This is a genomic window from Micromonospora sp. L32 (genome assembly GCF_052068055.1).
Lineage (GTDB): Bacteria > Actinomycetota > Actinomycetes > Mycobacteriales > Micromonosporaceae > Micromonospora > Micromonospora purpureochromogenes.
Map to the genome: position 1 here is coordinate 22,206 of NZ_JBQHDD010000003.1, position 21,774 is coordinate 43,979.

17 protein-coding genes are annotated in these 21,774 nt (G+C 73.1%); 7 read left to right on the forward strand and 10 right to left on the reverse strand.

Annotated features, from left to right (window positions below):
* Positions 1–47: 47 nt before the first annotated feature.
* Positions 48–2,708 (reverse strand): glycoside hydrolase family 9 protein, encoded by a 2,661-nt coding sequence (locus ACTMTB_RS09045; protein WP_441144083.1) that lies wholly within the window; start codon positions 2,706–2,708, stop codon positions 48–50.
* A gap of 364 nt (positions 2,709–3,072) precedes the next feature.
* On the opposite strand from ACTMTB_RS09045, the gene ACTMTB_RS09050 reads away from it, so the two are divergent.
* The 3 genes from ACTMTB_RS09050 to ACTMTB_RS09060 all read left to right on the forward strand — a co-directional run bounded on the left by ACTMTB_RS09050 (position 3,073) and on the right by ACTMTB_RS09060 (position 6,196).
* On the forward strand, positions 3,073–3,846 hold the full coding sequence (locus tag ACTMTB_RS09050) for an LPXTG cell wall anchor domain-containing protein (protein ID WP_441144085.1): 774 nt from the start codon (positions 3,073–3,075) through the stop codon (positions 3,844–3,846).
* 359 nt (positions 3,847–4,205) lie between these two features.
* Complete coding sequence (locus tag ACTMTB_RS09055) at positions 4,206–5,771, forward strand: aldehyde dehydrogenase family protein (protein WP_441144086.1); 1,566 nt, start codon at positions 4,206–4,208, stop codon at positions 5,769–5,771.
* A gap of 20 nt (positions 5,772–5,791) precedes the next feature.
* Positions 5,792–6,196, forward strand: coding sequence for a VOC family protein (locus ACTMTB_RS09060; RefSeq protein ID WP_441144088.1), 405 nt, complete (start codon positions 5,792–5,794; stop codon positions 6,194–6,196).
* Between the two features lie 369 nt (positions 6,197–6,565).
* On the opposite strand, the gene ACTMTB_RS09065 is transcribed toward ACTMTB_RS09060, so the two are convergent.
* Positions 6,566–7,663 carry a GNAT family N-acetyltransferase gene (locus tag ACTMTB_RS09065; RefSeq protein ID WP_441144090.1) on the reverse strand — a complete coding sequence of 366 codons (1,098 nt, stop codon included), beginning with the start codon at positions 7,661–7,663 and terminating at the stop codon, positions 6,566–6,568.
* A gap of 89 nt (positions 7,664–7,752) precedes the next feature.
* Positions 7,753–8,454, reverse strand: a complete 702-nt coding sequence (locus ACTMTB_RS09070) for an amino acid-binding protein (protein WP_441144092.1) — start codon at positions 8,452–8,454, stop codon at positions 7,753–7,755.
* 149 nt (positions 8,455–8,603) lie between these two features.
* Here ACTMTB_RS09070 and ACTMTB_RS09075 point away from each other — a divergent pair, with 149 nt between their 5' ends.
* Positions 8,604–9,722: a phosphotransferase family protein gene (locus ACTMTB_RS09075; RefSeq protein WP_441144094.1), complete on the forward strand. Its 1,119-nt coding sequence runs from the start codon at positions 8,604–8,606 to the stop codon at positions 9,720–9,722.
* Positions 9,723–10,054: 332 nt separating this feature from the next.
* Here ACTMTB_RS09075 and ACTMTB_RS09080 read toward each other — a convergent pair whose 3' ends face one another.
* The 6 genes from ACTMTB_RS09080 to ACTMTB_RS09105 all read right to left on the reverse strand — a co-directional run bounded on the left by ACTMTB_RS09080 (position 10,055) and on the right by ACTMTB_RS09105 (position 16,633).
* Positions 10,055–11,101, reverse strand: coding sequence for a LacI family DNA-binding transcriptional regulator (locus tag ACTMTB_RS09080; RefSeq protein WP_441144096.1), 1,047 nt, complete (start codon positions 11,099–11,101; stop codon positions 10,055–10,057).
* 87 nt (positions 11,102–11,188) lie between these two features.
* Positions 11,189–12,622: a GH1 family beta-glucosidase gene (locus ACTMTB_RS09085; protein ID WP_441144098.1), complete on the reverse strand. Its 1,434-nt coding sequence runs from the start codon at positions 12,620–12,622 to the stop codon at positions 11,189–11,191.
* Positions 12,619–13,461 (reverse strand): carbohydrate ABC transporter permease, encoded by an 843-nt coding sequence (locus tag ACTMTB_RS09090; RefSeq protein ID WP_441144100.1) that lies wholly within the window; start codon positions 13,459–13,461, stop codon positions 12,619–12,621. Before ACTMTB_RS09090 ends, ACTMTB_RS09085 begins: the two co-directional genes overlap by 4 nt.
* A gap of 11 nt (positions 13,462–13,472) precedes the next feature.
* The gene (locus tag ACTMTB_RS09095) at positions 13,473–14,441 is read right to left on the reverse strand and encodes a carbohydrate ABC transporter permease (RefSeq protein WP_238449727.1); all 969 of its coding nucleotides are present in this window, start codon (positions 14,439–14,441) and stop codon (positions 13,473–13,475) included.
* A 113-nt stretch (positions 14,442–14,554) separates the two neighbouring features.
* On the reverse strand, positions 14,555–15,853 hold the full coding sequence (locus ACTMTB_RS09100; protein ID WP_441144103.1) for an ABC transporter substrate-binding protein: 1,299 nt from the start codon (positions 15,851–15,853) through the stop codon (positions 14,555–14,557).
* Positions 15,854–16,090: 237 nt separating this feature from the next.
* Positions 16,091–16,633 (reverse strand): plasmid pRiA4b ORF-3 family protein, encoded by a 543-nt coding sequence (locus tag ACTMTB_RS09105; protein WP_441144105.1) that lies wholly within the window; start codon positions 16,631–16,633, stop codon positions 16,091–16,093.
* Between the two features lie 150 nt (positions 16,634–16,783).
* On the opposite strand from ACTMTB_RS09105, the gene ACTMTB_RS09110 reads away from it, so the two are divergent.
* Positions 16,784–17,569 (forward strand): pyrimidine reductase family protein, encoded by a 786-nt coding sequence (locus tag ACTMTB_RS09110; protein WP_441144107.1) that lies wholly within the window; start codon positions 16,784–16,786, stop codon positions 17,567–17,569.
* A gap of 174 nt (positions 17,570–17,743) precedes the next feature.
* Entirely contained in the window at positions 17,744–18,229 is a 486-nt protein-coding gene (locus tag ACTMTB_RS09115) for a DUF7144 family membrane protein (RefSeq protein ID WP_441144109.1), read from the forward strand.
* Here the strand turns inward: ACTMTB_RS09115 and ACTMTB_RS09120 are convergent.
* The gene (locus tag ACTMTB_RS09120) at positions 18,159–19,790 is read right to left on the reverse strand and encodes an esterase/lipase family protein (RefSeq protein ID WP_441144111.1); all 1,632 of its coding nucleotides are present in this window, start codon (positions 19,788–19,790) and stop codon (positions 18,159–18,161) included. The two genes, ACTMTB_RS09115 and ACTMTB_RS09120, sit on opposite strands and share 71 nt — an antisense overlap.
* Positions 19,791–20,017: 227 nt before the next feature.
* On the opposite strand from ACTMTB_RS09120, the gene ACTMTB_RS09125 reads away from it, so the two are divergent.
* Positions 20,018–21,766 carry an ATP-binding protein gene (locus ACTMTB_RS09125; RefSeq protein ID WP_441144113.1) on the forward strand — a complete coding sequence of 583 codons (1,749 nt, stop codon included), beginning with the start codon at positions 20,018–20,020 and terminating at the stop codon, positions 21,764–21,766.
* The last annotated feature ends 8 nt before the right edge of the window (positions 21,767–21,774 follow it).

Here is a 21,774-nt window from a genome sequence, read left to right on the forward strand (position 1 = left end):
GTCCGGTGCGAACGGCAACTGTCCAAGATCTCGACACGCGGCAGCCGTCAGGCGGTCGCGCAGGTGACGCCGTTGAGGGTGAAGGTGGCGGGCCTGGGGTTGCTGCCGGTGTGGGTGCCGTTGAAGCCGAGGCTGGTCGACGCCCCGGGCGCCAGCGTGCCGTTGTAGGAGAGGTTCGTCGCGGTCACCGCCGTGCCGGTCTGGCGGTACGTCGCCGACCAGCCCTGGCCGACCTGCTGCCCGCTGGACGGGAAGCTGAACCCGAGCGTCCAGCCGGTCAGGGTGCTCGTACCGGTGTTGGTGATGGTGATGTTCGCGGTGAAGCCGGTGCTCCAGTCGCTGGTGACGTACCCGACCGTGCAGGCCCCGGCGGCGGGCGGGTCCGCGGTGGTCACGGTGATCGGCGCGGACGCCGCGGAGACGTTGCCGGCCGCGTCCACCGCGACGACGTAGAAGGTGTACGCGGTCGACGCGGTCAGCCCGGTGAGGGTGAGCGTGGCGCCGGCGGGCGAGCCGACCAGCGCGTCGGTCGCTCCGGCCTCCCGGTACACCCGGTACCCGGTAACCCCGACGTGGTCGGTGGCCGGTCCCCAGGCGAGGGTCAACCCGGTCGAGGTGACCGCCGAGGCGACCGGGGTGCCGGGGGTGGTCGGCGCGGTCGTGTCCGGGGTGGCCGGTCCGGGTTCCTCACCCCAGACCCGGGTGCCGGCGGAGTAGAGCGGCACCTTCCGGTTCGGCCCGGCAGTCGGCTGGTACGACGGGTCGTTCGTCGGGTCCCAGGTGCCACCCTCCGGTACGCCGATCTTGAACTGGACCTCCATCCGGTGCTGCGACTGCCCGGCCGGGGCGATGGTGTACCCGGTGCAGTCGACCTCGACGTACCAGATGTCGCCGGAGAACTGCTTCGCGGTGGCCGGTGCCGGGCAGCCCTGGGTGTAGCCGGGGGTGACCTGCACCGGGCCGGTGCCGTCGGGGCGGAAGTAGTAGCGGAACTTAGCGGTGGTCAGCGCGCGGGCCGGGAAGGCCGACCTGTTGTAGACGATCACCTTCAGCCCGGTGGCGCGCGCCTCGGCCTGCATCACCGTGGTCTCCACGGTCAGCTCGTCCAGGTCGGGTTGTTCGGCGACCGGGAAGCCGGCGAGCGGGCTGCCGCCGTACTCCTTGGCGAGCCGGGCCAGCGCGGAGGTGAAGCCGGCGTTGTAGTCGGTGGCGACCTCGTTCATCACGTAGTCCGACCGATTGTCGGTGTAGGCGTCGTTGGCCGACGACGGGCCGCCGACCAGCGCGCCGTAGAGCACGTGCCGGGTCTCGGTGGGCACCGTCTGGCTGTCCCACCAGGAGCCGTGCGCGGTGCGGTGGTGCGGATTCCGTGGTGAATTGGCGCCGAACCCGATGACGTAGCTGGAGTTGCGCGGGTTGTCGCCCAGCGCGTAGTTGATCTGCCGGACGGCGAAGTCGTGGTAGCGCGCCTTGCGGGTCGCGTCGGTGGTCCGGTCGCCGTAGACCAGCGCGGCGAACGCGGTGTTGGCGGCGTAGCGCAGAGCGCCCCAGGAGTCGAGCACCGCCATCCCGCCCGGCGAGTAGGGCACCCGCTGCCCGTTGACGCCGACCGTCCAGTAGTCGAGCCAGCGGTTGGCGTCGTCGACGTACTTCTGCTTGCCGGTCAGGTTGGCCAGCAGCACGTACGCGCCGAACTGCTTGTTGTCCCAGGCGATGGTCCACCGGTAGGAGCGGGTGGTGCTCTGGTTCTCGGTGCCGAGCCGGTCGTACTCGCTCTCGGCCTTGGCCAGGTAGGCGGGGTCGCCGGTGGCCCGGTGCAGCCAGATCGCGGCCCAGACCAGCTCGTCCTGCCACCCGCTCCAGGAGCGGTAGAAGCTGGTCGCGTCGGTGATGCACTCGTGGTAGCTCTTCCGCACCGTGTCGGCGAACGTGTAGAGCTGCTTCGCGTGGCCGAGCAGCTTGTCGGCGTAGGCGGCGTCGGTGGGCCGGAAGACCATCGACGACGCGGCCATCGCGGCCGCCGTCTCCCCCGCCAGGTCCGCGCCGCCACAGCTCGCATCGATTTTGTACGCGGGCCGCGCCATCGGCATGACCTCGGCCGGACCCCACCACGTGTGGTCGTCGTCGCCCTTGCCGACCTGTCCGTAGAGGACGTTCGGCGCGGGGTGCGCCTTGACGAACCAGTCGTTGACGAAGCGCAGGTTGTTCAGCAGGTGCGGGAGCTGGCCGGAGGCGACGTAGCCGTCGCGGTACTCGACCGCACCCCAGGCGAGCATGGTGGCGCTGAACGCCATCGGGAAGCCGAACTTCACGTGGTCGCCCGCGTCGTACCAGCCGCCGGTGAGGTCCAGGCCGACGTCGGCGCCGTCGGTGAGGGCGGAGTCGCCCCGCCAGGAGACCCGGTTCCAGGACGGCTTCCTCCCGGACTGCTGCGCCTCGTAGAAGAACAGCGACTTCTGCAACGCCTCGGAATAGTTGAAGGCGGGCGCGGCGGCGAGGCTCCTGGTCCGCACGTCCGCGCCGGCGGGGGCCGCGCCGTAGTTGGAGGCGGGCGCGGCGGCGTCCGGGCCGAGCGGCGCGGCGGCGGACGGGGCGGGTGCCGGTGCGCCGACGGCCAGGGCCAGCCCGGTGGTCAGCGCGGCGCCGACGGCGAGCAGGCGGCGGAGCCGGCCGCGGACCGGCCGGCGGGGCCGGTACGGGTGCTGCATGGCGGTACTCCTGTCGGTGGGCGCCACCGGCGGCGCACGCCCGACGGGGACGGCTGTCGGGGGTTGTGGGCGCCGCCGGCGGCTGTGGTGGTGGGGTGGCCATCGAGGGTGCGGGAGCGCTCCCATGGATGAGCGACAATGTAAACTGCCGGTCAGGTCCTTGGGAAGGCCGGACGGCGGCAGGCGGAGCGTCCACAGTCTCGTCCGCGTTACATCGACACGCCGCGAAATCCCCGCCGTTTGGCCGGATTCCCGAATCCGATCCGCCACGTCGTCCCAGCTCAGACCGTTCGCCCGATGTCGCACTTCGATGCCGTGCATGAGATCATGTGCCGTCCCCTCTACCGATCCCGGAGGAATACTCATGCCCCAGCGTCGGTACGTGGCGCGCGCGGCTCTCACCGCGACTGCCGCCACGGCCTGCCTCGCCTTCGCCACCCCGGCCTGGGCGAGCAGCACGGCCCCGCTCAACCCCGCCCACAAGGGCTCGACGGCGGCCGATGCCGAGCAGCAGTGCAAGGACGAGCGCTTTGCCGGCCGGACGTCCGGGCAGGACGGCTGGCACTTCGTGCTTCCCGGCGGCGCCGAGTCCGGCGGCTTCGAGACGCTGACCCTGACCTTCAGCGACGGCACCAACACGGTGACGGTGAAGGTGCCCGACAGCACCGACGCCTACCCGGACCACCTCTACCCGGCCGGGAACACCGACCGGATGATCCACGCCTACCTCTTCACCCCGGCCGGGTGGACGCTGGTCGACGGCAGCGCCACGATCAGCGGCGAGGCCGACCAGTTCAACCTGAGCCACGCCTGCGCCGGCACCGCCCCGACGCAGTCGCCGAGCCCCTCGCCGACGACCTCCGAGTCGCCGCAGCCGTCGGGCTCGCCGTCGGAGTCGACCTCGCCGACCAGCTCGGTCACCCCGACGGAGTCGGGCTCCCCGTCGGAGTCGGGCTCGCCGTCGACCTCCGGCTCCCCGTCGGAGGGCACGGGCGGCAGCGGCGGCAGCAACGGGGGCAGCCTGCCGATGACCGGCGTGGCCACCGGCAGCATCGCGCTGGGCGGCCTCGTCCTGATCGGTGGCGGCGTGCTGCTGATGCTGCGCCGCCGACGCGACAACATCACCTTCACCAGCTGATCTCATTCAGCGCCCGACCGGCCGCCGGACTCCTCGTCCGGCGGCCGGTCGCCGTTTACGCACCGGTTCCGCCGGGCGTTGATCCGTCCGAGGCGTCCGCGCGTACTGACGGGTAACCCGGTCGACGTCGCCCGGAGATTCATCACATCATCGAGACATGTGAATGCATTGTCCGCGTACGCGCAGGTCAAGGCCCGCTGCGCGGGCCGGACGGTCGCGTCAGGACCGGTCCGGCGCGGGCCTCGCGTTCCGCCATACGAACGTACTGTTGCCGCGCCGCTTTCCGGCGCGGGACAGTACGCCACACCAGCGGTGCCGTCGACGCCGCCGCTCCCCCGGTCGACCCTGAGGAGAATGCGATGGCTCTACGACTCGCCGACGGAACCGCCTGGTCCGACACGCTCGCCCGCGCGGCAGCCGCCGCACCGGAGGCCTTCGGGCCCGAGGTCGACGGCGTCACCACCCTGCACAACCTGGTCTCCGGGCAGTGGCAGGCGGTGGGTACGCCGAGCGCCGTACGCACGCCGGTCGACAACACCGTGCTGGTCAACCTGCCCCGGTTGGACGCCGACACCGCGCGCGCGGCGGTCGCCCACGCCGCCACCGCGCACCGCGACTGGGCGGCGACCCCGCTCGCCGAGCGCAAGGCGCGGGTCGGCGAGGCGGTCGACGCCCTCACCGCGCACCGCGACCTGCTGGCCATGCTGCTGGTCTGGGAGATCGGCAAGCCCTGGCGGCTCGCCTGCGCCGACGTCGACCGCGCCCTGGACGGCGTCCGCTGGTACGTCGAGGAGATCGACCGGATGCTGGCCGGCGGCCGTGAGCCGCTGCCCGGCCCGGTCAGCAACATCGCCTCCTGGAACTACCCGATGAGCGTGCTGGTCCACGCGGAGCTGGTACAGCTGCTCGCCGGCAACGCGGTCATCGCCAAGACCCCGTCGCAGGGCGGCGCGGTCTGCCTGACCGTGGCGCACGCGCTGATGCGCCGCGCCGGGCTCCCCGCCACCCTCCTCTCCGGCAGCGGCGAGGAACTCTCCGAGGTGCTCGTCCGGGCGCCCGAGATCGGCGCCGTCGCGTTCGTCGGCGGGCGGTCCAACGGCGGCAAGGTGGCCGCCGCGCTGCTCGACACCGACAAGCGGCACTTCATCGAGCAGGAGGGACTCAACGCCTGGGGCGTCTGGAACTTCTCCCAGTGGGACCTGCTCGCCGCGCACCTGAAGAAGGGCTTCGAGTACGGCAAGCAGCGCTGCACCGCGTACCCGCGGTTCGTGGTCCAGCGTGACCTGGTCGACGAGTTCCTCGACATGTACCTGCCGGTGGTCCGCTCCGTCCGGTTCGGACACCCGCTCGCGGTGGACGAGACCTGGCAGGCCGGCGACCCGCTGCCGGAGCTGGACTTCGGCCCGCTGATCAGCGGCGCCAAGGCTGACGAGCTGCGCCGCAAGGTCGACGAGGCGGTACGCGGCGGCGCCGTGCCGCTGCACCGCGGCAAGCTCGACGGCGCGCCCTTCCTCGACGGGCAGGACACCTCCGCGTACGTGGCGCCGGCGGTGCTGCTCGCCCCGCCCGGCCGGTCCCGGCTGATGCACGCCGAGCCCTTCGGCCCGGTCGACACCATCGTCGTGGTGGATACCACCGACGAGCTGCTGGCCGCCATGAACGCCTCCAACGGCGCGCTGGTGGCCTCGCTGGCCTGCGACGACGAGGAACTGGCCGGCAAGCTCGCGGTGGACCTCCAGGCGTTCAAGGTGGGCATCAACAAGCCGCGGTCCCGGGGCGACCGGGAGGAGCCGTTCGGCGGCCGGGGCGCCTCCTGGAAGGGCGCCTTCGTCGGCGGCGACCTGCTGGTGCAGGCGGTCACCCAGGGCGGCGACGGCCGGCTCTACGGCAACTTCCCGGACTACAGCAGCTACCCGACCACCTGAGGCGGCGCCAGCCTCGGTCGATGGCACGGATCGAGCAGATCTCGCTGGGCGTGACCGACGACCGCCGCGCCGGCCGGTTCTGGGCCGCGGCCCTGGGCTACGTGCGTCGACCGCCGCGCCACGACGGCGACGACTGGATCGTGGTCGAGCCGCCACCCGGAGTCCCCGGCGCGGCGATCGCGATGGACGTCAGCGACAGCCCGGTGGCTGACTTCCCCCGCGTCCACCTCGACCTGGACGCGGGGGACCGCGACCTCGACGACGAGGTGGCGCGGCTGGTCGCGCTCGGCGCGCAACGGGTCGACTGGCGGCACTACCCGGCCGAGCCGGAACCGGGCCAGCTGCCCTACGTCGTGCTCGCCGACACCGAGGGGAACCGGTTCTGCGTCTCGGGTCACCGCCGGGCCGGGTTCTTCTTCGGCTGACCCTGACGCCGTTCCTGTGCGGCTCGCCGCGGCGGTTCCTCCGCGGCTCGCCGTGGCGGGTTCCTCCGCGGCTCGCCGTAGCGGCCGTCCTGTGCGGCCCGCCGTGACGGGTTCCTGTACGGCCCGCCGTGACAGTTCCTGTACGGCCCGCCGTGACGGCGTCCCTGGGTTGCCGTGGCGGGGCCGCCGCCGACCGCCGGAAATGGGCAGGGCCCCCGCACCGGGGGCCCTGCCGATTCACCGTCCTCCGCACCGGAGGTCGGCCCGGTGGCGCCGGGCGACGTGGGTACGCCACCCGGCGCCGGTGAGGGTCGCCCCGCGCCGCCGCCGGGTGCTGGCACCCGGGCCGGCGCGGCCACGACCGTTGTCTCAGCCCGCCCGGTCTCGGCGGGTGGTCGCGTCCGCCTGCCGGGGCAGGGCATGCCGCGCCGGCCCCGCGGGGCGGGCGGCCAGCGGCACCGTCACGGTGAGCAGCGCACCGTCCCGCTCGATCGGCGTCGGCCGCCCGAGCCGGCGTACGGTGCGCAGCATCGGGGTGTTCTCCGCCTGGACGTGCAGCACCACGGCCGCGTACCCGGACCGGCCGGCCTGCCCGAGCAGCCGGCGCAGCAGCGCCGACCCGAGGCCACGGTGCTGCCAGTCGTCGCGCACCAGCAGGGCCACCTCGGCCTCGTCGCCCTCACCGAGCAGGTTGGCCATCGCGACCACCGACTCCCCCGCACCGGAGCCGGTCGTCGCCACCAGCGTGGTCCCCCGCCTCGGCTCCAGCAGCCGGCGCATCCGGCTCGGCGACGGCAACGCGCCCCCACCGAGATAGCGGCGCTGGCGGCTGCGCGCCGAGCACGCCTCGTGCAGGTCCACCACGCCGGCCAGGTCGTCGACGGTGGCCGGGCGAACCACCAGCTCCCCGCCGTCGGGCAGCACCAGGGTCACCCGGTCGGCCGCCCGGCGGGCCGCGGTGGCCGCCAGCTCGACCAGCGCCTGCGCCCGGGCGTACTCCGCCGGGGTGAAGCTGGGCGCCCGTCGGCGCAGCTCGTACGACCCGCCGCACGGGTCGGTCACCAGCATGCTCGCCGCGCCGACGCCGCCGTGCGGGACGGCCGGCGCCGGTCGCCAGGTCACCTCGTCCGCGCCGAGCAGGGCACGCAGCATCTCCCCGGTCGCGTCCGGGTCCCGGACCAGCCGGGTGGCCAGCCCGAGCACCCGGGTCGGCTGGTCCACCAGGCCCCGCGCCTCGCTGCGCGCCACCCAGCAGTCCCGTCCCCGGCCCCGTTCCACGGCGGCCACCAGCTCCGCCTCGCCCACCGCGGCCGGCGCGTCGACGAGGAAGTCGTCGACCGCCCCGGCCTCGGTCGTGTGCACCTGCACGGTGAGGATGTTGACCCCCCGCAACGCGAGACTCGCCGTGAGCACCGACAGGTAGCCCGGCCGGTCGTCCACGGTGGCTCGAATCCGCCACAGCACCATGTCTGCTCCCTTCCCCACCTATGAGACTGCCGGAGGGCTGTTGCCACGCCGTTGCCCGGCGGTGACACCCCGGGAACCGTTGCGCGTGATCAGGTGACGCTGGTCACCGAGGGCGCCCCGACCAGGTCGAGCCGGTCGCCGAGGATCACCGCGCTGGCCCGGACCAGCTGGGCCAGCCGGTCCACCTCGGTGGAGTGGAAGGCGGCCGCGGTGAGCGGCTCGGTGTGCTCGCGCGCGACCACCAGCACCAGGCCGTTGCGGCCGAACGGCGCGATCGCGTAGTGGCTGCCGTCGGCGCCGGTCAGTGCCCGCGCCCGGAGCGGGGTCACCTCGGGCAGCAGCGGCGGCTGGGGCGCCCGCCAGCTCGCGTGCCCCACCGTCGCCGTCCCTCCGCCGGCCCGCGAGGCCCAGTCCATCGGGACGACCGCGGCCACCGCCCAGTCGGCGGCGAGCAGCCCGGGCACCGCGTCGACCAGGGTGGCCACCCCGTCGGCGGGGTTCGCGGCGACCTGGGCCAGCAGCTCGGCGTCCTGGCCGGTGGTGGTCGGCGCGCCGATCGCCCGCCAGACCCCGTCCACCCGTACCCCCGGGATGGCGGCCAGACCCGCCATCAACCGCTCCAGCCGGGCGGCGCCCGGCCAGACCACGGTGAAGTCGTCCACCGCCCGCCCGCCGAGCCGTTCCAGGACGACCACCTGGACGATGTCGGCGCCGGAGACGCCGAGCGTCCGGGCCACCTGGCCGAGCGTGCCGGGACGGTCCGGCAGGGTCACCCGAACTCTCAGCAACATGTCTGTCCCTCCGCTCGGCGGGCCGACCGTGGCGGCCGGCAGGCTGGGCACCAGCCTGCCGGTTGACCATTTCGCCCCTGTTGCAGCGGCATGTCCCAGGGGGAAATCCCCGGCTTGACAAGAAAGCTGAGCTGCCATCAACTATTCGGATGACCGATCCGGCCGTCGACGCGCTCCGGCCGGGAAGTTCTCCGGCCGCCCCCGACACCCCGCCCACCGCCGCCGCACGGAACGGGTCCCCCCGGGGGCTGGACCTCGACCGGCTCGCCGGCTACCTGGCCACCCACCGGCCCGAGCTGGCCGACGCGCCGCTGTCGGCCACCCTGATCGCCGGGGGCAAGTCGAACCTGACCTACCTGCTGCGCGTCGGCGAGCGGGAGCTGGTGCTGCGCCGACCCCCGCTGGGGCACGTGCTGGCCACCGCGCACGACATGGCCCGCGAGTTCCGGGTGATCTCCGCCCTCGCGCCCACCGACGTGCCGGTCCCGGCGGCGCTGCTGCACTGCGCCGACACCGACGTGCTCGGCGCGCCGTTCTACCTGATGGAGCGGGTCCGCGGCGAGGTGTTCCGCAGCCGCGCCCAGACCGACCCGCTCCGCCCCGAGCAGCGGCGCGAGCTGGCCCTGGCGATGATGGACACCCTCGCCGCCCTGCACACCGTCGACCCGGCCACGGTCGGGCTGGCCGACTTCGGCCGCCCCGAGGGCTACCTCGGCCGGCAGGTACGCCGCTGGGCCGGCCAGCTCGACCGGTCCCGCAGCCGTCCGCTGCCCGGCATCGACGAGCTGCGCGACCTGCTCGGCGGCACCGTTCCGGAGGGCGCCAACGCCGGGCGGATCGTGCACGGCGACTACCGGCTGGACAACCTCCTCGCCACCGTCGACCCGGTGTCGGTGCGCGCCGTGCTCGACTGGGAGATGGCCACCCTCGGCGACCCGCTGGCCGACCTCGGCCTGCTGCTGACCTACTGGGACGTGCTGGGCGACAGCGACCTCGCCGCCGGCAACCCGGTCGCCGACGGCCTCGGCCCGCGCGCCGGCTTCCCCACCGGCGCCGAGCTGATCGAGCGGTACGCCGGCCGCAGCGACGTCGACGTCGGGCCGCTGCACTGGCACGTCGCGCTCGGCTGCTTCAAGCTCGCGGTGATCTGCGAGGGCATCCACTACCGGCACACCCTCGGGCAGACGCTCGGCCCCGGCTTCGACCGCATCGGCGACATGGTGGCCCCGCTGGTAGCGCACGGCCTACGCGCAGCCCGCGAGAGGTGACGACGGCGGGTTCGCCGCCCGCCCCGCCGAGCCGCCGGACGCCGGCCCAGGCCGCAGCTCCGCCTGCACGACCGCCCCGACGAGGCCCCCGGGACATCCCGCACCAAGCGGCAAGCTCGGCCACCGGAGCCCCGCATTCCCCCACCCCGCGTCACCCGCGCCCCGCGCCAGCGCCACGCGCCACGCGCCACGCGCCTGCAACTTCAGAGAAAGCGTGGCTATTCACGGCCGAACAGCCACGCTTTCTCTGAAAGTGCCCGCAGGTAGGAAGTGCGGCGCGCGGGTGACGGGGCGGGGTCGGATGGTGGGGGGCGCGGAGCGCCGGGGGTGGGTCAGGCGGAGGCGCGGTGGATGAGTTGGGTGTCGAGGAGGATGTGGGGGGCGGGGATCTCATCGCCGCGGATGCGGGCGACCAGCAGCCGCGCCATCTGGCGGCCCATCTCCTCGACCGGCTGGAAGACGGTGGTCAGCGGCGGGTCGGCCTGGCGGGCGATCGGGGCGTCGTCGAAGCCGATGACGGCGACGTCCTCGGGCACCCGACGCCCCGCCTCGCGCAGGGTACGCAGCGCGCCGAACGCCATCAGGTCGGAGGCGACGAAGACCGCGTCCAGGTCGGGGCAGACCTCCAGCAGCCGGCGCATCCCCGCCGCGCCGCTGCCCTCGCTGAAGTCCCCGTACGCGATCATGCGGGGGTCGACCTCGGCCCCGGCGGCCCGGACGGCGTCCCGGTAGCCGGCGAGACGGGCCAGGCCGGCACCCATGTCCTGTGGGCCGGCGATGGTGGCGATCCGGCGCCGGCCCCGCTGGGCCAGGTGCTCCACCGCCTGCCGGGCGCCGCCGACGTTGTCCACGTCGACGAACCAGGACGGCCGCGCCCCGGGCTGGAGCATCCGCGCGGGCCGGCCGCCGAGCACGGTCGGCAGCTCGCGCTCCTCGAGCAGCGTGGGCAGCGGGTCGGAGTCGTGCAGCGACAGCAGCAGCACCCCGTCCACGTGCTGGTTGGTCAGGTGGTGCTCGACCCGTTCCCGCTCGATCGGGGACTGCACCATGGCCAGCCAGAGCTGCAACGGCGTCTCCAGCAGCCCGGAGCTGACGCCCCGGACGATGCCGGCGAAGAACGGCTCGGTGAAGACCCGGTCGCCGGACTCGGAGACCACCAGGGCCACCGAGTCGGTCCGCTGGGTGACCAGCGCCCGGGCGGCCCGGTTCGGCACGTACCCCAGTTCCGCGATGGCCTGCTGGACGGCGGCCCGGGCCTCCGGACTGACCTGCGGCGAGCCGTTGACGACCCGGGAGACCGTGCCGCGCCCGACGCCCGCGCGGGCGGCGACCGCGTCGAGGGTCGGGCGCCCGAGCGACCGGGTGCGCTGCGTTGTCATCGTCTGCTCCTCCGACGTCGGGCGGATCCGCGCCACCCGTGGGGAGCGGGTGGGCGCGGAGCCGCCCGAGAACTGGCTGGCCTTCGCCTATTGTGCGGCCAGACCGTTACGTCGGATCACCTCGGCGTACCACCTGGCGCTGGACTTGGGGATACGGGCCTGGCTGTCGTAGTCGATCCAGACCATCCCGAACCGCTTGGTGTAGCCCCAGGCCCATTCGAAATTATCCATCAGCGACCAGGCGAAGTAGCCGCGCAGGGGCACCCCGGCGTTGATCGCCTCGTGCGCCGCCCGCAGGTGGGCGTCGAAGTACGCCAGCCGGTCGACGTCGTCGACCTGCCCGTCGACCACCGCGTCGACGAAGGCGGAGCCGTTCTCGGTGACGTAGAGCGGCAGGTCGGTGTACTCCTCGTGGACCCGGCGCAGCGTCTCGGTCAGGCCGGGGGCGTCGATCTCCCAGTTCATGTCGGTGACCGGCACGCCCCGGGTGACGAACCGGACGTCCTCGCTGCCCGGCCAGCACGACGGCGCCCGCCAGTACGGCTCCGGCTCGGCGCCCTCGACCGGGGCGGCGACCACGTGCCGGCTGTAGTAGTTGACGCCGACCAGGTCCAGCGGGGTGGAGATGACCGCGAGGTCGCCGTCGCGCACGTGCCCGAAGTCGGTGACCTCGCGCAGGTCGGCGGCGAGGTCGGTCGGGTACGACCCGCGCAGCACCGGGTCGAGGAAGAACCGGTTGGCCAGCGCGTCGATCCGCCGGGCCGCGTCGACGTCGGCGGGCGCGTCGCTGGCCGGGGTGACCGGGTAGAGGTTGACGGTGATGCCGAGCTGGGCCTGCGGCCGGGACGCCCGCAGCGCCTGCACCGCCAGCCCGTGGCCGAGCATCAGGTGGTGCCCGGCGCGGACGGCGTCCGCCCCGTCGGAGCGGCCGGGCGCGTGCACGCCCGAGCCGTAGCCGAGGAACGCCGAGCACCAGGGCTCGTTCAGCGTCGTCCAGTACGTCACCCGGTCGCCGAGGGCGTCCGCGACGAGTTCGGCGTATTCGGCGAACCGCCCGGCGGTGTCCCGGGCCGGCCAGCCGCCGGCGTCCTCCAGCGGCTGGGGCAGGTCCCAGTGGTAGAGGGTCAGCCAGGGCTCGATGCCGTGCCCCAGCAGCTCGTCGACGAGCCGCCGGTAGAAGTCCAGGCCCGCGGCGTTGGCCGGGCCCGAGCCGCCCGGCTGCACCCGCGGCCAGGACACCGAGAACCGGTACGACTTCAGGCCCAGCTCGGCCATCAGCCGGACGTCCGACGGCATCCGGTGGTAGTGGTCGCAGGCCACGTCACCGGTGTGCCCGGCGACCACCCGCCCCTCGGTGTGGCTGAACGTGTCCCAGATCGACGGGGTCCGGCCACCCTCGGTGGCCGCCCCCTCGATCTGGTACGCGGCGGTCGCCGCGCCCCACAGGAAGCCGGGCGGGAAGATCAGTTCCGGCCCCTGGTCGAGTACGCCGACTGCGGGCGGGTGGTATGGGTTGCTCACGACTTGACGGCACCTTCCATGATCCCGCCAATGATCTGGCGGCCGAACAGGGCGAACACGAGCACCAACGGCACGGTACCGATGGCGGTCGCGGCGAACACCTGCGAGTAGTCGGTGTAGTAGGCGTACGAGAGGAACGCCAGGGACACCTGCAGGGTCGGATTCTCCGGGGTGAGCACGGCGTACGGCCACAGGTAGGAGTTCCAGGTCTCCATGAAGGTGAGCAGGCCGAGCACGGCCGCGGCCGGGCGCAGCGCGGGCAGCACGATGTTCCAGTAGATCCGGAAGGTGCTGGCCCCGTCGACCCGGCCCGCCTCGATCAGCTCGTCGGAGATGGCCTGGGTGGCGTACTGCCGCATCATGAACACGCCGAAGGCGCTGACCAGGAAGGGCACGGTCACCGCGTAGAGGGTGTCGTACCAGCCGAGGTCCTGGATCATGCCCCAGAGCGGGATGAGGCCCAGCTGGGTCGGGATCATCATGGTCACGATGATCGACAGCAGCAGGACGTTGCGGCCCCGGAAGCGCAGCTTGGCGAAGGCGAAGCCGGCCAGCGACCCGGTGATCACCACCGAGACGGTCACCACGCCGGACACGATCACCGAGTTGAGCAGGCCGGTGAGGAAGTTCGCCGCGTCGTTGGCGAGCACCCGGTCGAAGTTGTCGCCGAACGAGCCGCCCGGGGTGACCGGCGGCGGCACGTCGTTGATCGAGTCAAGGCTGCGGGTGGCGATGACGACCATGTAGTAGAAGGGGTAGATCGAGAAGAGCACCGCCAGCACGAGGGCGACGTACATCAGCGGGCTGGTGCGCCAGAGGCGCTGGGACGCGGAGTTCACTCGGTCGCTCCTCACTTGACCGTACGGCGGACGAGCAGGAAGTTGACCAGCGAGACCAGGGCGATCATCACGAACATCGCCCAGGCCACGGCGGCGCCGTACCCGGCGGTGTTGAGGTTCTCGATACCCAGTTCGTACATGTACATGGCCAGGGTCTGGAACTCGCGCTGGTCGCCACCGATGATGTTGCCGTTGGCGAAGACGAGCGGCTCGGTGAAGAGCTGGAGCCCGCCGATGGTGGAGAGGGTGACCACGAAGACGAAGGTCGGCGTGAGCATCGGCAGGGTGATCCGCCAGAACTGCTTCCACTGGTTGGCGCCGTCGATGGCCGCCGCCTCGTAGAGGTCCTTGGGGATGGCCTGCATGCCGGCCAGCAGGATGAGCGTGTTGTAGCCGGTCCACCGCCAGTTGACCATGGAGGCGATGGCGGTCCAGGAGCTCCACCGCTGCGCGTCCCAGTCCACCGCGTCGATCCCGACCAGGCCGAGCAACCAGTTGATCAGCCCGAAGTCGCGCTGGAAGAGCATGCCGAAGACGATCGCCACGGCGGCGACCGACACCACGTTCGGCATGAAGATGGCCATCCGGAAGAACGTCCGGGCGCGCAGGAACGTGCGGTTGAGCAGGGTCGCCAGGAAGAGCGCGAGCAGCAGCTGCGGGATCGTCGAGAGCAGGAAGATGCCGAAGGTGTTGACCGTGGCGTTCCAGAAGTACTCGTCGGTGAACAGCCGGGTGTAGTTGTCCACGCCGATGAAGCTGTGCTCGCCGATCAGGTTCCAGTCGTGCAGCGACATCCACGCGGTGCGCAGCATCGGGTAGAACCCGAAGATGCCGAAGATGACGAAGAACGGGGCGATGTAGAGGTACGGGGAGAGCTTGAGGTCGAGGCGGTTGAGCGACAGCGCCCGGCTGCGGCGCCGGGTGGGTGGGGGCGGCGACGCCGTGGGTGACGGCGGCGCGGTCGTGGCCGACAGGCTCATGCGGGATCCTTTCCCGGCGCCGGCGGGGCCGGTGAGGCGGGCGGTACGTGCAACGGGACGCGGCCGGTGGCGCCCGGGAGACCCGGACGCCACCCGCCGTGGTGGGTCAGTGCTCAGAAGGCGCCCTGGGTCTTGGCGTCCTTGACGTACTGCTCCCAGGCCTTGTCCTTGGTCGACTGCCCGCTCTCGTACGACCGCAGCGCCGGCTCGAAGGCGTTCTCCTTCACGGCCTGGTGCTTCGGACCGAGGTGCAGCGGCTGGATCTTGGAGACGCTGTCACCGAAGATCTTGCCGGTCGGGGCGTTGTTGAAGTACTCGTTGGTGTAGGCGAGGAACTCCGGGTTCTTCAGCGCCTCCAGGTTGGTCGGCAGCGGGCCCTTGGCCTTGAAGGCCGCCACCTGGCTCTGCGCGTTGGTCAGGTACTCGGCGAGCTTCGCCGCCTCCTTGAGGTACTTGCTCTGGGTCGGCACGGCGAGCCAGGAGCCGCCCCAGTTGCCCGCGCCGCCGGGGACCGGCGCCACGTCCCATTTGCCCTTGTTCTCCGGGCCGGAGTTCTCCTGCACGATGCCGAGCATCCAGGACGGGCAGAAGGTCGCGGCGAAGGTGCCCTGCTTGAAGCCGGCCGACCACTCCGGCGACCAGGTGGCTGTCTCGGCGGTGATGTTGGCGTCGGCCATCGCGATCGCGGTGTCCCAGGCGCTCTTCACCGAGGCGCTGCTGTCGGCGACGACGTTGTCGTCCTTGTCGTAGAACAGGTCGCCGCCCTGCTGGAACATCACCGCGCTGGAGGCGGTGGTCACCGAGTCGAGCATGCCCTTGCCGGTGGCGGCCCGATACTTCTTGCCGGTCTCGATGAAGGCGTTCCAGTCCGGCCAGAGGGCCGCGACCTGGTCGCGCTCGACGGGCAGCTTGGCGGCCTGGAAGAGGTCCCGCCGGTAGCAGACGGCGAGGCTGCCGACGTCGGTGGGCAGGCCGATCAGCCGGCCGTCCGGCGCCTTGCCCAGCTCCCACTTCCAGGGCAGGTACTCGCCGCTGTGGTCCTTGGCGACCAGCTTGCCGAGGTCGGCCCAGTTCGCCGGGTTCGCCTTGAACTCGTTGAGGATGCCCTCCTCCAGGGCGACCACGTCGGCGGCGCCCTTGCCGGTGGCCAGCGCCCGGACGATCTTCGGCCGGTACTCGTTGAGCTGCGCGGTCTTGCGCAGCTCGACCTTGATGCCGGTGTCCTTCTCGTACTGCTTGACGATCTCGTCGTAGCCGAATTCGCCGAAGGTGTCCACGACCAGCTTGGCGGGCTTCCCGCCGGACGCCGTGGCGTCGTCGTCGTCCTTGCCGCAGGCCGCGAGACCGCCGAGTGCGGTCACCGCGGCCAGGGCGGCAGCCGCGAGGCGGGTACGCCGCGTGGTGACGCTCATCCTGACCCCTCTTTCAGTGGTGAGGCTGGGTTTGGGTGTGGTGGGGGGGTGATCTGCGCGCTCCCGCCGGCCGGCGGACCGGTCGGCCCGGGCGGTGTACGTGGGTGATCCGCGCCACGCCCTGGGAACGCTCCCATGAGGTTGCCGGGAGGTGTCAGGGGTGTCAATAGACCGATGGGAGCGTTCCCATATCGTTACGGCCGATGCCCTCGACCGGTCCTCAGCGGACGGAGGGGATCAGCAGAGGCGACGCAGCAGCGTGCTGGCCCGCCCCGGGTCGAACCGGGTGGGATCGAAGCCGCCGCCCGCCCACTCCCGCATCGCCGCGTGCTCGCGGTGCCGCGGGTCGGCGAGCGCGGCGAGCAGGAGCAGGTAGCCGGACGGGCCGCCGACGTCCTCCGGCGGGCAGGCGCGCTCGCCGTCCAGGCAGGACGGGTACCGCTCCACCGGGTCGGCGGTGAAGGCGTCCTCCACCACCAGGTCGTGCTCCCACCAGTCGCCGAAGTCGTAGGTGTAGCGGAACCTGCTGCCCTTGCCGAGGACCGCGTCGAGCCGGACGTCCAGCTCGTCGCGGAGCGACAGCTCGCCGTCCGGGTCCGGCTCGCCGTACTGCACCCCGTCGATCTCGAACGAGTGCAGGTGGCAGTCGCGCCAGCCCATCGCGTGCTGCACCACGCGGTGCAGCCGGTCCAGGGTGTAACCACCGGGCACCAGCACCCGCCGCCAGACCGGCGGGACCCCGGCGAGGGACATCTTCAGCTGGAAGATCTGACGTGGCATGCTGCCCCCTCCTCCCACCGCATAGGCTGCCGACATGATCTGCCGAGCCTGCCGGGAGCGGCGGCACGACGACTGTCCCGGCCGGAAGTGGTGCGACTGCCAGCACCGTACCCCCGGACCCATCCCTCCGGTCACCGGTCCGGCCGGCGAATGACCGTCGGAATCCCGATCCGCCGGATCTGGCCGACGCCGGCCACCCCGCCCCTGAACGACGCCGAGCTGACCGCGCTCTACGGTCGCGCCGACCGCCCGCACCTGCGGGTCAACTTCGTGGCCAGCCTCGACGGCGCGGTCACCCTGGACGGCTACTCCGCCGGGCTGTCGGGCGGGCCCGACAAGCGGGTCTTCGGGCTGCTCCGGATGCTCTGCGACGGGTTGCTGGTGGCCGCCGGCACGCTGCGGCACGAGGGCTACCGCGCGGTGCGGCTGAGCGAGCCGCGCCGGGCCTGGCGGCGCGAGCGGGGGCTGCCCGAGTACCCCACCCTGGTGGTCGTCTCCGGGTCGCTGGACCTCGACCCGGCGCAGGCCGCGTTCGCCGACGCGCCGGTGCGACCCGTCGTGCTGACCCACGCCGGCGCCGCGCCGCCCCCGGGGCTGACCGACGTCGCCGAGCTGGTCCGCTGCGGCGACGAGCGGGTGGACGTCGCCGCCGGCCTGGCCGAGCTGCGCCGGCGGGGGCTGGGCCAGGTGCTCTGCGAGGGCGGCCCGCACCTGTTCGGCGCGCTCACCGCCGCCGACCTGGTCGACGAGCTCTGCCTGACCGTCGCCCCGCTGCTCGCCGGGGCGGGTCCCGGCCGGATCACCGCCGGCGACCCGGGCGCGCCCCGGGAGCTGCCGCTGCGGCACGTGCTCGCCGCCGACGACGGCGTGCTGATGCTGCGCCACGCCCGGGACGCCGCCGCGCCGCCGCCCGCCGGAGCCGCCCCGCCCGCCTAGCGGCCGCCCTGAACTGCCGGGTCCGCCGGCCATCGGGCGCGCCCCGGCCGCGCCGGGCCGTCCCCCGGCCGCCACCAACGGGGGTACGCGGACAGTCCGCCCCGGCCACGACGACGGGCGCGGGTCCCTGCCGTTCGCGGCGGCGAACTCACGTGCCGGCCCTAACCTGGGCAGATGGGCTTTCCGCAGCCGGTCGACACCGCCCGGGCGCAGCGATCCGGACCACCGCTGCTGGCCGGCGCCCTGCTGACCACCAGCGGCCTGGTGGACCTGCTGTCCTCGTGGGCCAACACGACCGACGACCCGTTCGTCGTGCAGACCGCCCGGGGCATGTACCTCGTCGACATCACCGGCTGGGCCTGGCTGCACGTCGCGATCGGCGCGGCGGTCACGCTCGCCGGCCTGGCCGCGGCCACCGGACGCCGGGGCACGACGGCGGTCGCCCTCGGCTGCGCCACCGTGAGCGCCGCCGTCGACCTGCTGCTGTTCCCGTACGCGCCGGTCCCCGCGCTGCTGGTGGTGGGGCTCGACGCCGCGGTCCTGCGACTGCTGCTGCGACACCGTCGCACGGGCCGGGTCACGGATGGGCTCAGCGGGCCTCGCAGACCCGGCCCGTCATCGCCGGATCCCCCTCCCTGGTCGCCGACCAGATCGGATTGAGCATGAGGGCCAGCGGCGGGGCCTGCCAGGCGGCGCCCAGCCGTTGGAGCAGGCCGTACTCCCGCCGGGGCATCTCCACCGGCTCGCCCGCCAGGAAGGCGACCACCCGGTCCTCCACCGCCCGCTCGCCCACTAGGCCGCCGTGCAGCGCGGGCTGCTGGTAGACCGGGACGTGGCTGTACTCCCCGGGCGGCGCCTCCGCGGCGCTGATCGTCGGCAGGAAGGCGATCATCCGGACGCCGGGTACCGGGCAGAGGGTGCGGTTGCGGTAGAACGGCGCGTTGCTCAGCACCGACCGCACGAACGAACTGTCGGGGTGGTCCTTCACCGCCAGGGGCAGGTTCGCCAGCCAGAACATGACGCGCAGCTCCCAACCGGCCGCCACTCCCCAGCCGGCGTGCCCGGGCGGCGGGTAGTAGGTCCGGCCGGCCTGCACCAGCGGACTGAACATCACCACCGTGGTCACCGGGCCGCGCGGAAGCCGTTCCAGGTAGGTGCGGGCCACCATGGAACCCTCGCTCTGCCCCACCAGGGCCACCGGGCGTCCGGTGCGCCGGTGCACCGACTCGACCTGGTCGGCGAGCAGGGCGCTGCTGGAGTCCAGTGACCGGTGGGTCGCCTCGGGCGGGTACGGCAGGGGCCGGCCCTGCGCGTCCAGGCCACGGTAGGAGAAGCGCTCGACCCGCGGGTCGGCGGCAGGAGTCCCGTCCCAGCTCGAGTTGTGCCCGCCCAGGACGATCACCGCGTGCGGCACCCGGTCGGGCAACCGCTGGGTGAGCACCGGTGGCCGCCACTGCCCCTGCCCCCCACCGGCCGCGAACCCGATGAACGCCTGGGCCCAGATGGAGCCGGCCAGGGTGAGCGCGATCGCGATCGGGCCGACCGGCACCCGCCCCCAGCGCCGGACCGGCGCCGCCGCGGCGGCCACGGTCCGCTGCCAGAGCAGCCCGTTCACCGCGCCGGCCAGGCCGGCCATCACGACCGCCCACCAGCCGGGGGCGGTGGAGATCGCCGCGCCGGCCAGGGTCAGCACCACGAAGTTCAGCGACGCCCAGCCGAACAGCTCGATGGTCGGCAGCCCCTTCCACCACCGGCTCACCACTCCGGCCCGGACCAGGAAGGGGGCGAGCACCAGCATCGGGCCGAGCGAGGCGAACAGGTACCACGACAACGCCACCGCCGAGAAGGCGACGGAGAGCGCGGCCCACGGCGAGATGACCACCGCGGCGAGCACCGCGACCTCCAGGTTGCGCCGGATCAGCCAGCGCCAGGAGGGCCGGGGCACCCCGGCGGGCCAGGCCAGCGCGGTCAGCCCGGCGGAGAGCACGCCCCGGAGCACGGTCAGCAGCAGCAGGCCGACCAGGAACATCTCCCAGGAGTTGTGGTAGACCAGCAGCCAGCGCAGGTCGTGGTACGAGTCGTACGGCCACACGGCGGTGACCTGCGGGGCCAGGCCCCGGGCGGCGTGCAGGCCGACGCCGACGAGCAGCGCCTCCTCCAGCACCGGGGGCAGCGCGGCGAGGCCGAGCAGCCCCACCAGTCGGCCTCGTGTCGTCCCCACGGCACTCCTCGCTCTCACGGCCCTCCGATGCTCTCGCGTATCCCGCCCCTCGGTGGCGGAATCGCACGGACGAGAGGGACGCACCGTGGTCGCGCCGTCCCGCAGCGCGACGGCCCGCGACGACGACGCGTGGCGTCCGCCGCGTCGCGTGGCAACGTGTCGTACTCCTCGGGCAGGATGCAGGGCGTGCGCCCTGACCCAGACGAGCAGCTGACCGGAGTCCCCCGATGACCGACGACCTGCTCGACGGCCCGGGCCAGCCGGTCGGCCGGGTGCTCGGCACCGCCGACGCCACCCCGCTGCAGTTCTGGACCGCCGTCTCCCCCGACAGCTACCTCCAGCTCGACGACGTGGTCGTCACCCGCCGTGAGCTGCCCGACCGGGAGCCGGTCACCATCGCCGGGGTGGTCACCCAGGTCCGGGCCCGGCACGAGGGCGCCCAGTTCGACTCGGACGTGTTCGCCATCGCCGACGGCACCCTCCCCGCCCAGGTGCAGGAGGCCGCTGAAATCACCACGACCCGGGTCGACCCGGAGTTCTACGTGCCGCCCGCGCCGGGCGCGGCGGTCTACCGGGCCGAGGGCGACGCCCGGGCGCGGGCGCTGCACTTCGACCGGATGGAGCGGCGCATCCCGATGGGCATGGGCCGCGACGGCGTGCCGGTCTACCTCAACGCCGACTTCCTCGACGGCAGCCGGGGCGCGCACGTCTCCATCTCCGGCATCTCCGGCGTGGCCACCAAGACCAGCTTCGCCACCTTCCTGCTCTACTCGGTCTTCCGCTCCGGGGTGCTCGGCGGCGACGCGGTCAACGCCAAGGCGCTGATCTTCAACGTCAAGGGCGAGGACCTGCTCTTCCTCGACCACCCCAACGCCCGGCTCGACGACCCGACCCGGGCCGCGTACGCGAAGCTCGGGCTGGACGCCGGGGCCTTCCCCGACGTGCGGGTCTACGCCCCGCCCCGGGTCGGCGACGCCTCCGGCACGCCGGACGTGAGCAGCCGGCTCACCGGCGTGGACAGCTTCTACTGGACGCTGAGCGAGTTCTGCGCCGACCGGCTCCTGCCGTACGTCTTCGCCGACGCCGACGACGAGCGCCAGCAGTACACGATGGTGGTCCACTCGGTCGCCGCCCACCTGGCCCGGTACGCCCAGCCCGCCGACGGCGGGGTGAGCGTCGACGGGGTCCGGCTGGGCTCGTACGGCGACCTGGTCGACCACATCGTCGAGCAGCTCAACGACGACGAGACCCGGGGCGACTGGGCGGGCAGCGCGGTCGGCCTCGGCACGGTCAACGCCTTCGCCCGCCGGTTGATCGGCAGCAAGAAGGACCTGGGCCGGCTGATCCGGGGCGACCTGGCCACCCGCCGCCCGCACAGCATCAACACCGCCGAGAGCGCCCAGGTCACCGTGGTCGACCTGCACAACCTGCCGGACCGCGCGCAGCGCTTCGTGGTCGGTGTGACGCTCAAGAGCGAGTTCGAGCGCAAGGAGAAGTCCGGCACCGCCAAGCCGCTGCTCTTCGTCGTCCTCGACGAGCTCAACAAGTACGCCCCGCGCGAGGGCTCCTCCCCGATCAAGGAGGTGCTGCTCGACATCGCCGAGCGGGGCCGCTCGCTCGGGGTGATCCTGATCGGCGCGCAGCAGACGGCGAGCGAGGTGGAACGGCGGATCGTCACCAACTCGGCGATCCGGGTGGTCGGCCGGCTCGACCCGGCCGAGGCGTCCCGCCCCGAGTACGGCTTCCTCCCGCCGGCCCAGCGCCAGCGGGCGCTGCTGGCCAAGCCGGGCACCATGTTCGTCAACCAGCCCGACATCCCGGTCCCGCTCTGCCTGGAGTTCCCCTTCCCGGCCTGGGCGACCCGGGTCTCCGAGGCGGGCCGGCCCCCCTCGCAGACGCTGCGCTCGATCACCCAGTCGGCCGACCCGTTCGCGGTGGTCGGCTCGGGCGCCGGCGACGACGACATCCCGTTCTAGGGAGCGCG

Excerpts from the sequence above, each read along its gene's own strand:
- ACTMTB_RS09095 (WP_238449727.1), bottom strand. The coding sequence starts at position 14,441 with ATGAGCCTGTCGGCCACGACCGCGCCGCCGTCACCCACGGCGTCGCCG.
- ACTMTB_RS09115 (WP_441144109.1), top strand. The coding sequence starts at position 17,744 with ATGGGCTTTCCGCAGCCGGTCGACACCGCCCGGGCGCAGCGATCCGGA.
- ACTMTB_RS09105 (WP_441144105.1), bottom strand. The coding sequence starts at position 16,633 with ATGCCACGTCAGATCTTCCAGCTGAAGATGTCCCTCGCCGGGGTCCCG.
- ACTMTB_RS09045 (WP_441144083.1), bottom strand. The coding sequence starts at position 2,708 with ATGCAGCACCCGTACCGGCCCCGCCGGCCGGTCCGCGGCCGGCTCCGC.
- ACTMTB_RS09065 (WP_441144090.1), bottom strand. The coding sequence starts at position 7,663 with ATGGTGCTGTGGCGGATTCGAGCCACCGTGGACGACCGGCCGGGCTAC.
- ACTMTB_RS09075 (WP_441144094.1), top strand. The coding sequence starts at position 8,604 with ATGACCGATCCGGCCGTCGACGCGCTCCGGCCGGGAAGTTCTCCGGCC.
- ACTMTB_RS09100 (WP_441144103.1), bottom strand. The coding sequence starts at position 15,853 with ATGAGCGTCACCACGCGGCGTACCCGCCTCGCGGCTGCCGCCCTGGCC.
- ACTMTB_RS09125 (WP_441144113.1), top strand. The coding sequence starts at position 20,018 with ATGACCGACGACCTGCTCGACGGCCCGGGCCAGCCGGTCGGCCGGGTG.
- ACTMTB_RS09070 (WP_441144092.1), bottom strand. The coding sequence starts at position 8,454 with ATGTTGCTGAGAGTTCGGGTGACCCTGCCGGACCGTCCCGGCACGCTC.
- ACTMTB_RS09050 (WP_441144085.1), top strand. The coding sequence starts at position 3,073 with ATGCCCCAGCGTCGGTACGTGGCGCGCGCGGCTCTCACCGCGACTGCC.
- ACTMTB_RS09080 (WP_441144096.1), bottom strand. The coding sequence starts at position 11,101 with ATGACAACGCAGCGCACCCGGTCGCTCGGGCGCCCGACCCTCGACGCG.
- ACTMTB_RS09110 (WP_441144107.1), top strand. The coding sequence starts at position 16,784 with ATGACCGTCGGAATCCCGATCCGCCGGATCTGGCCGACGCCGGCCACC.
- ACTMTB_RS09060 (WP_441144088.1), top strand. The coding sequence starts at position 5,792 with ATGGCACGGATCGAGCAGATCTCGCTGGGCGTGACCGACGACCGCCGC.
- ACTMTB_RS09055 (WP_441144086.1), top strand. The coding sequence starts at position 4,206 with ATGGCTCTACGACTCGCCGACGGAACCGCCTGGTCCGACACGCTCGCC.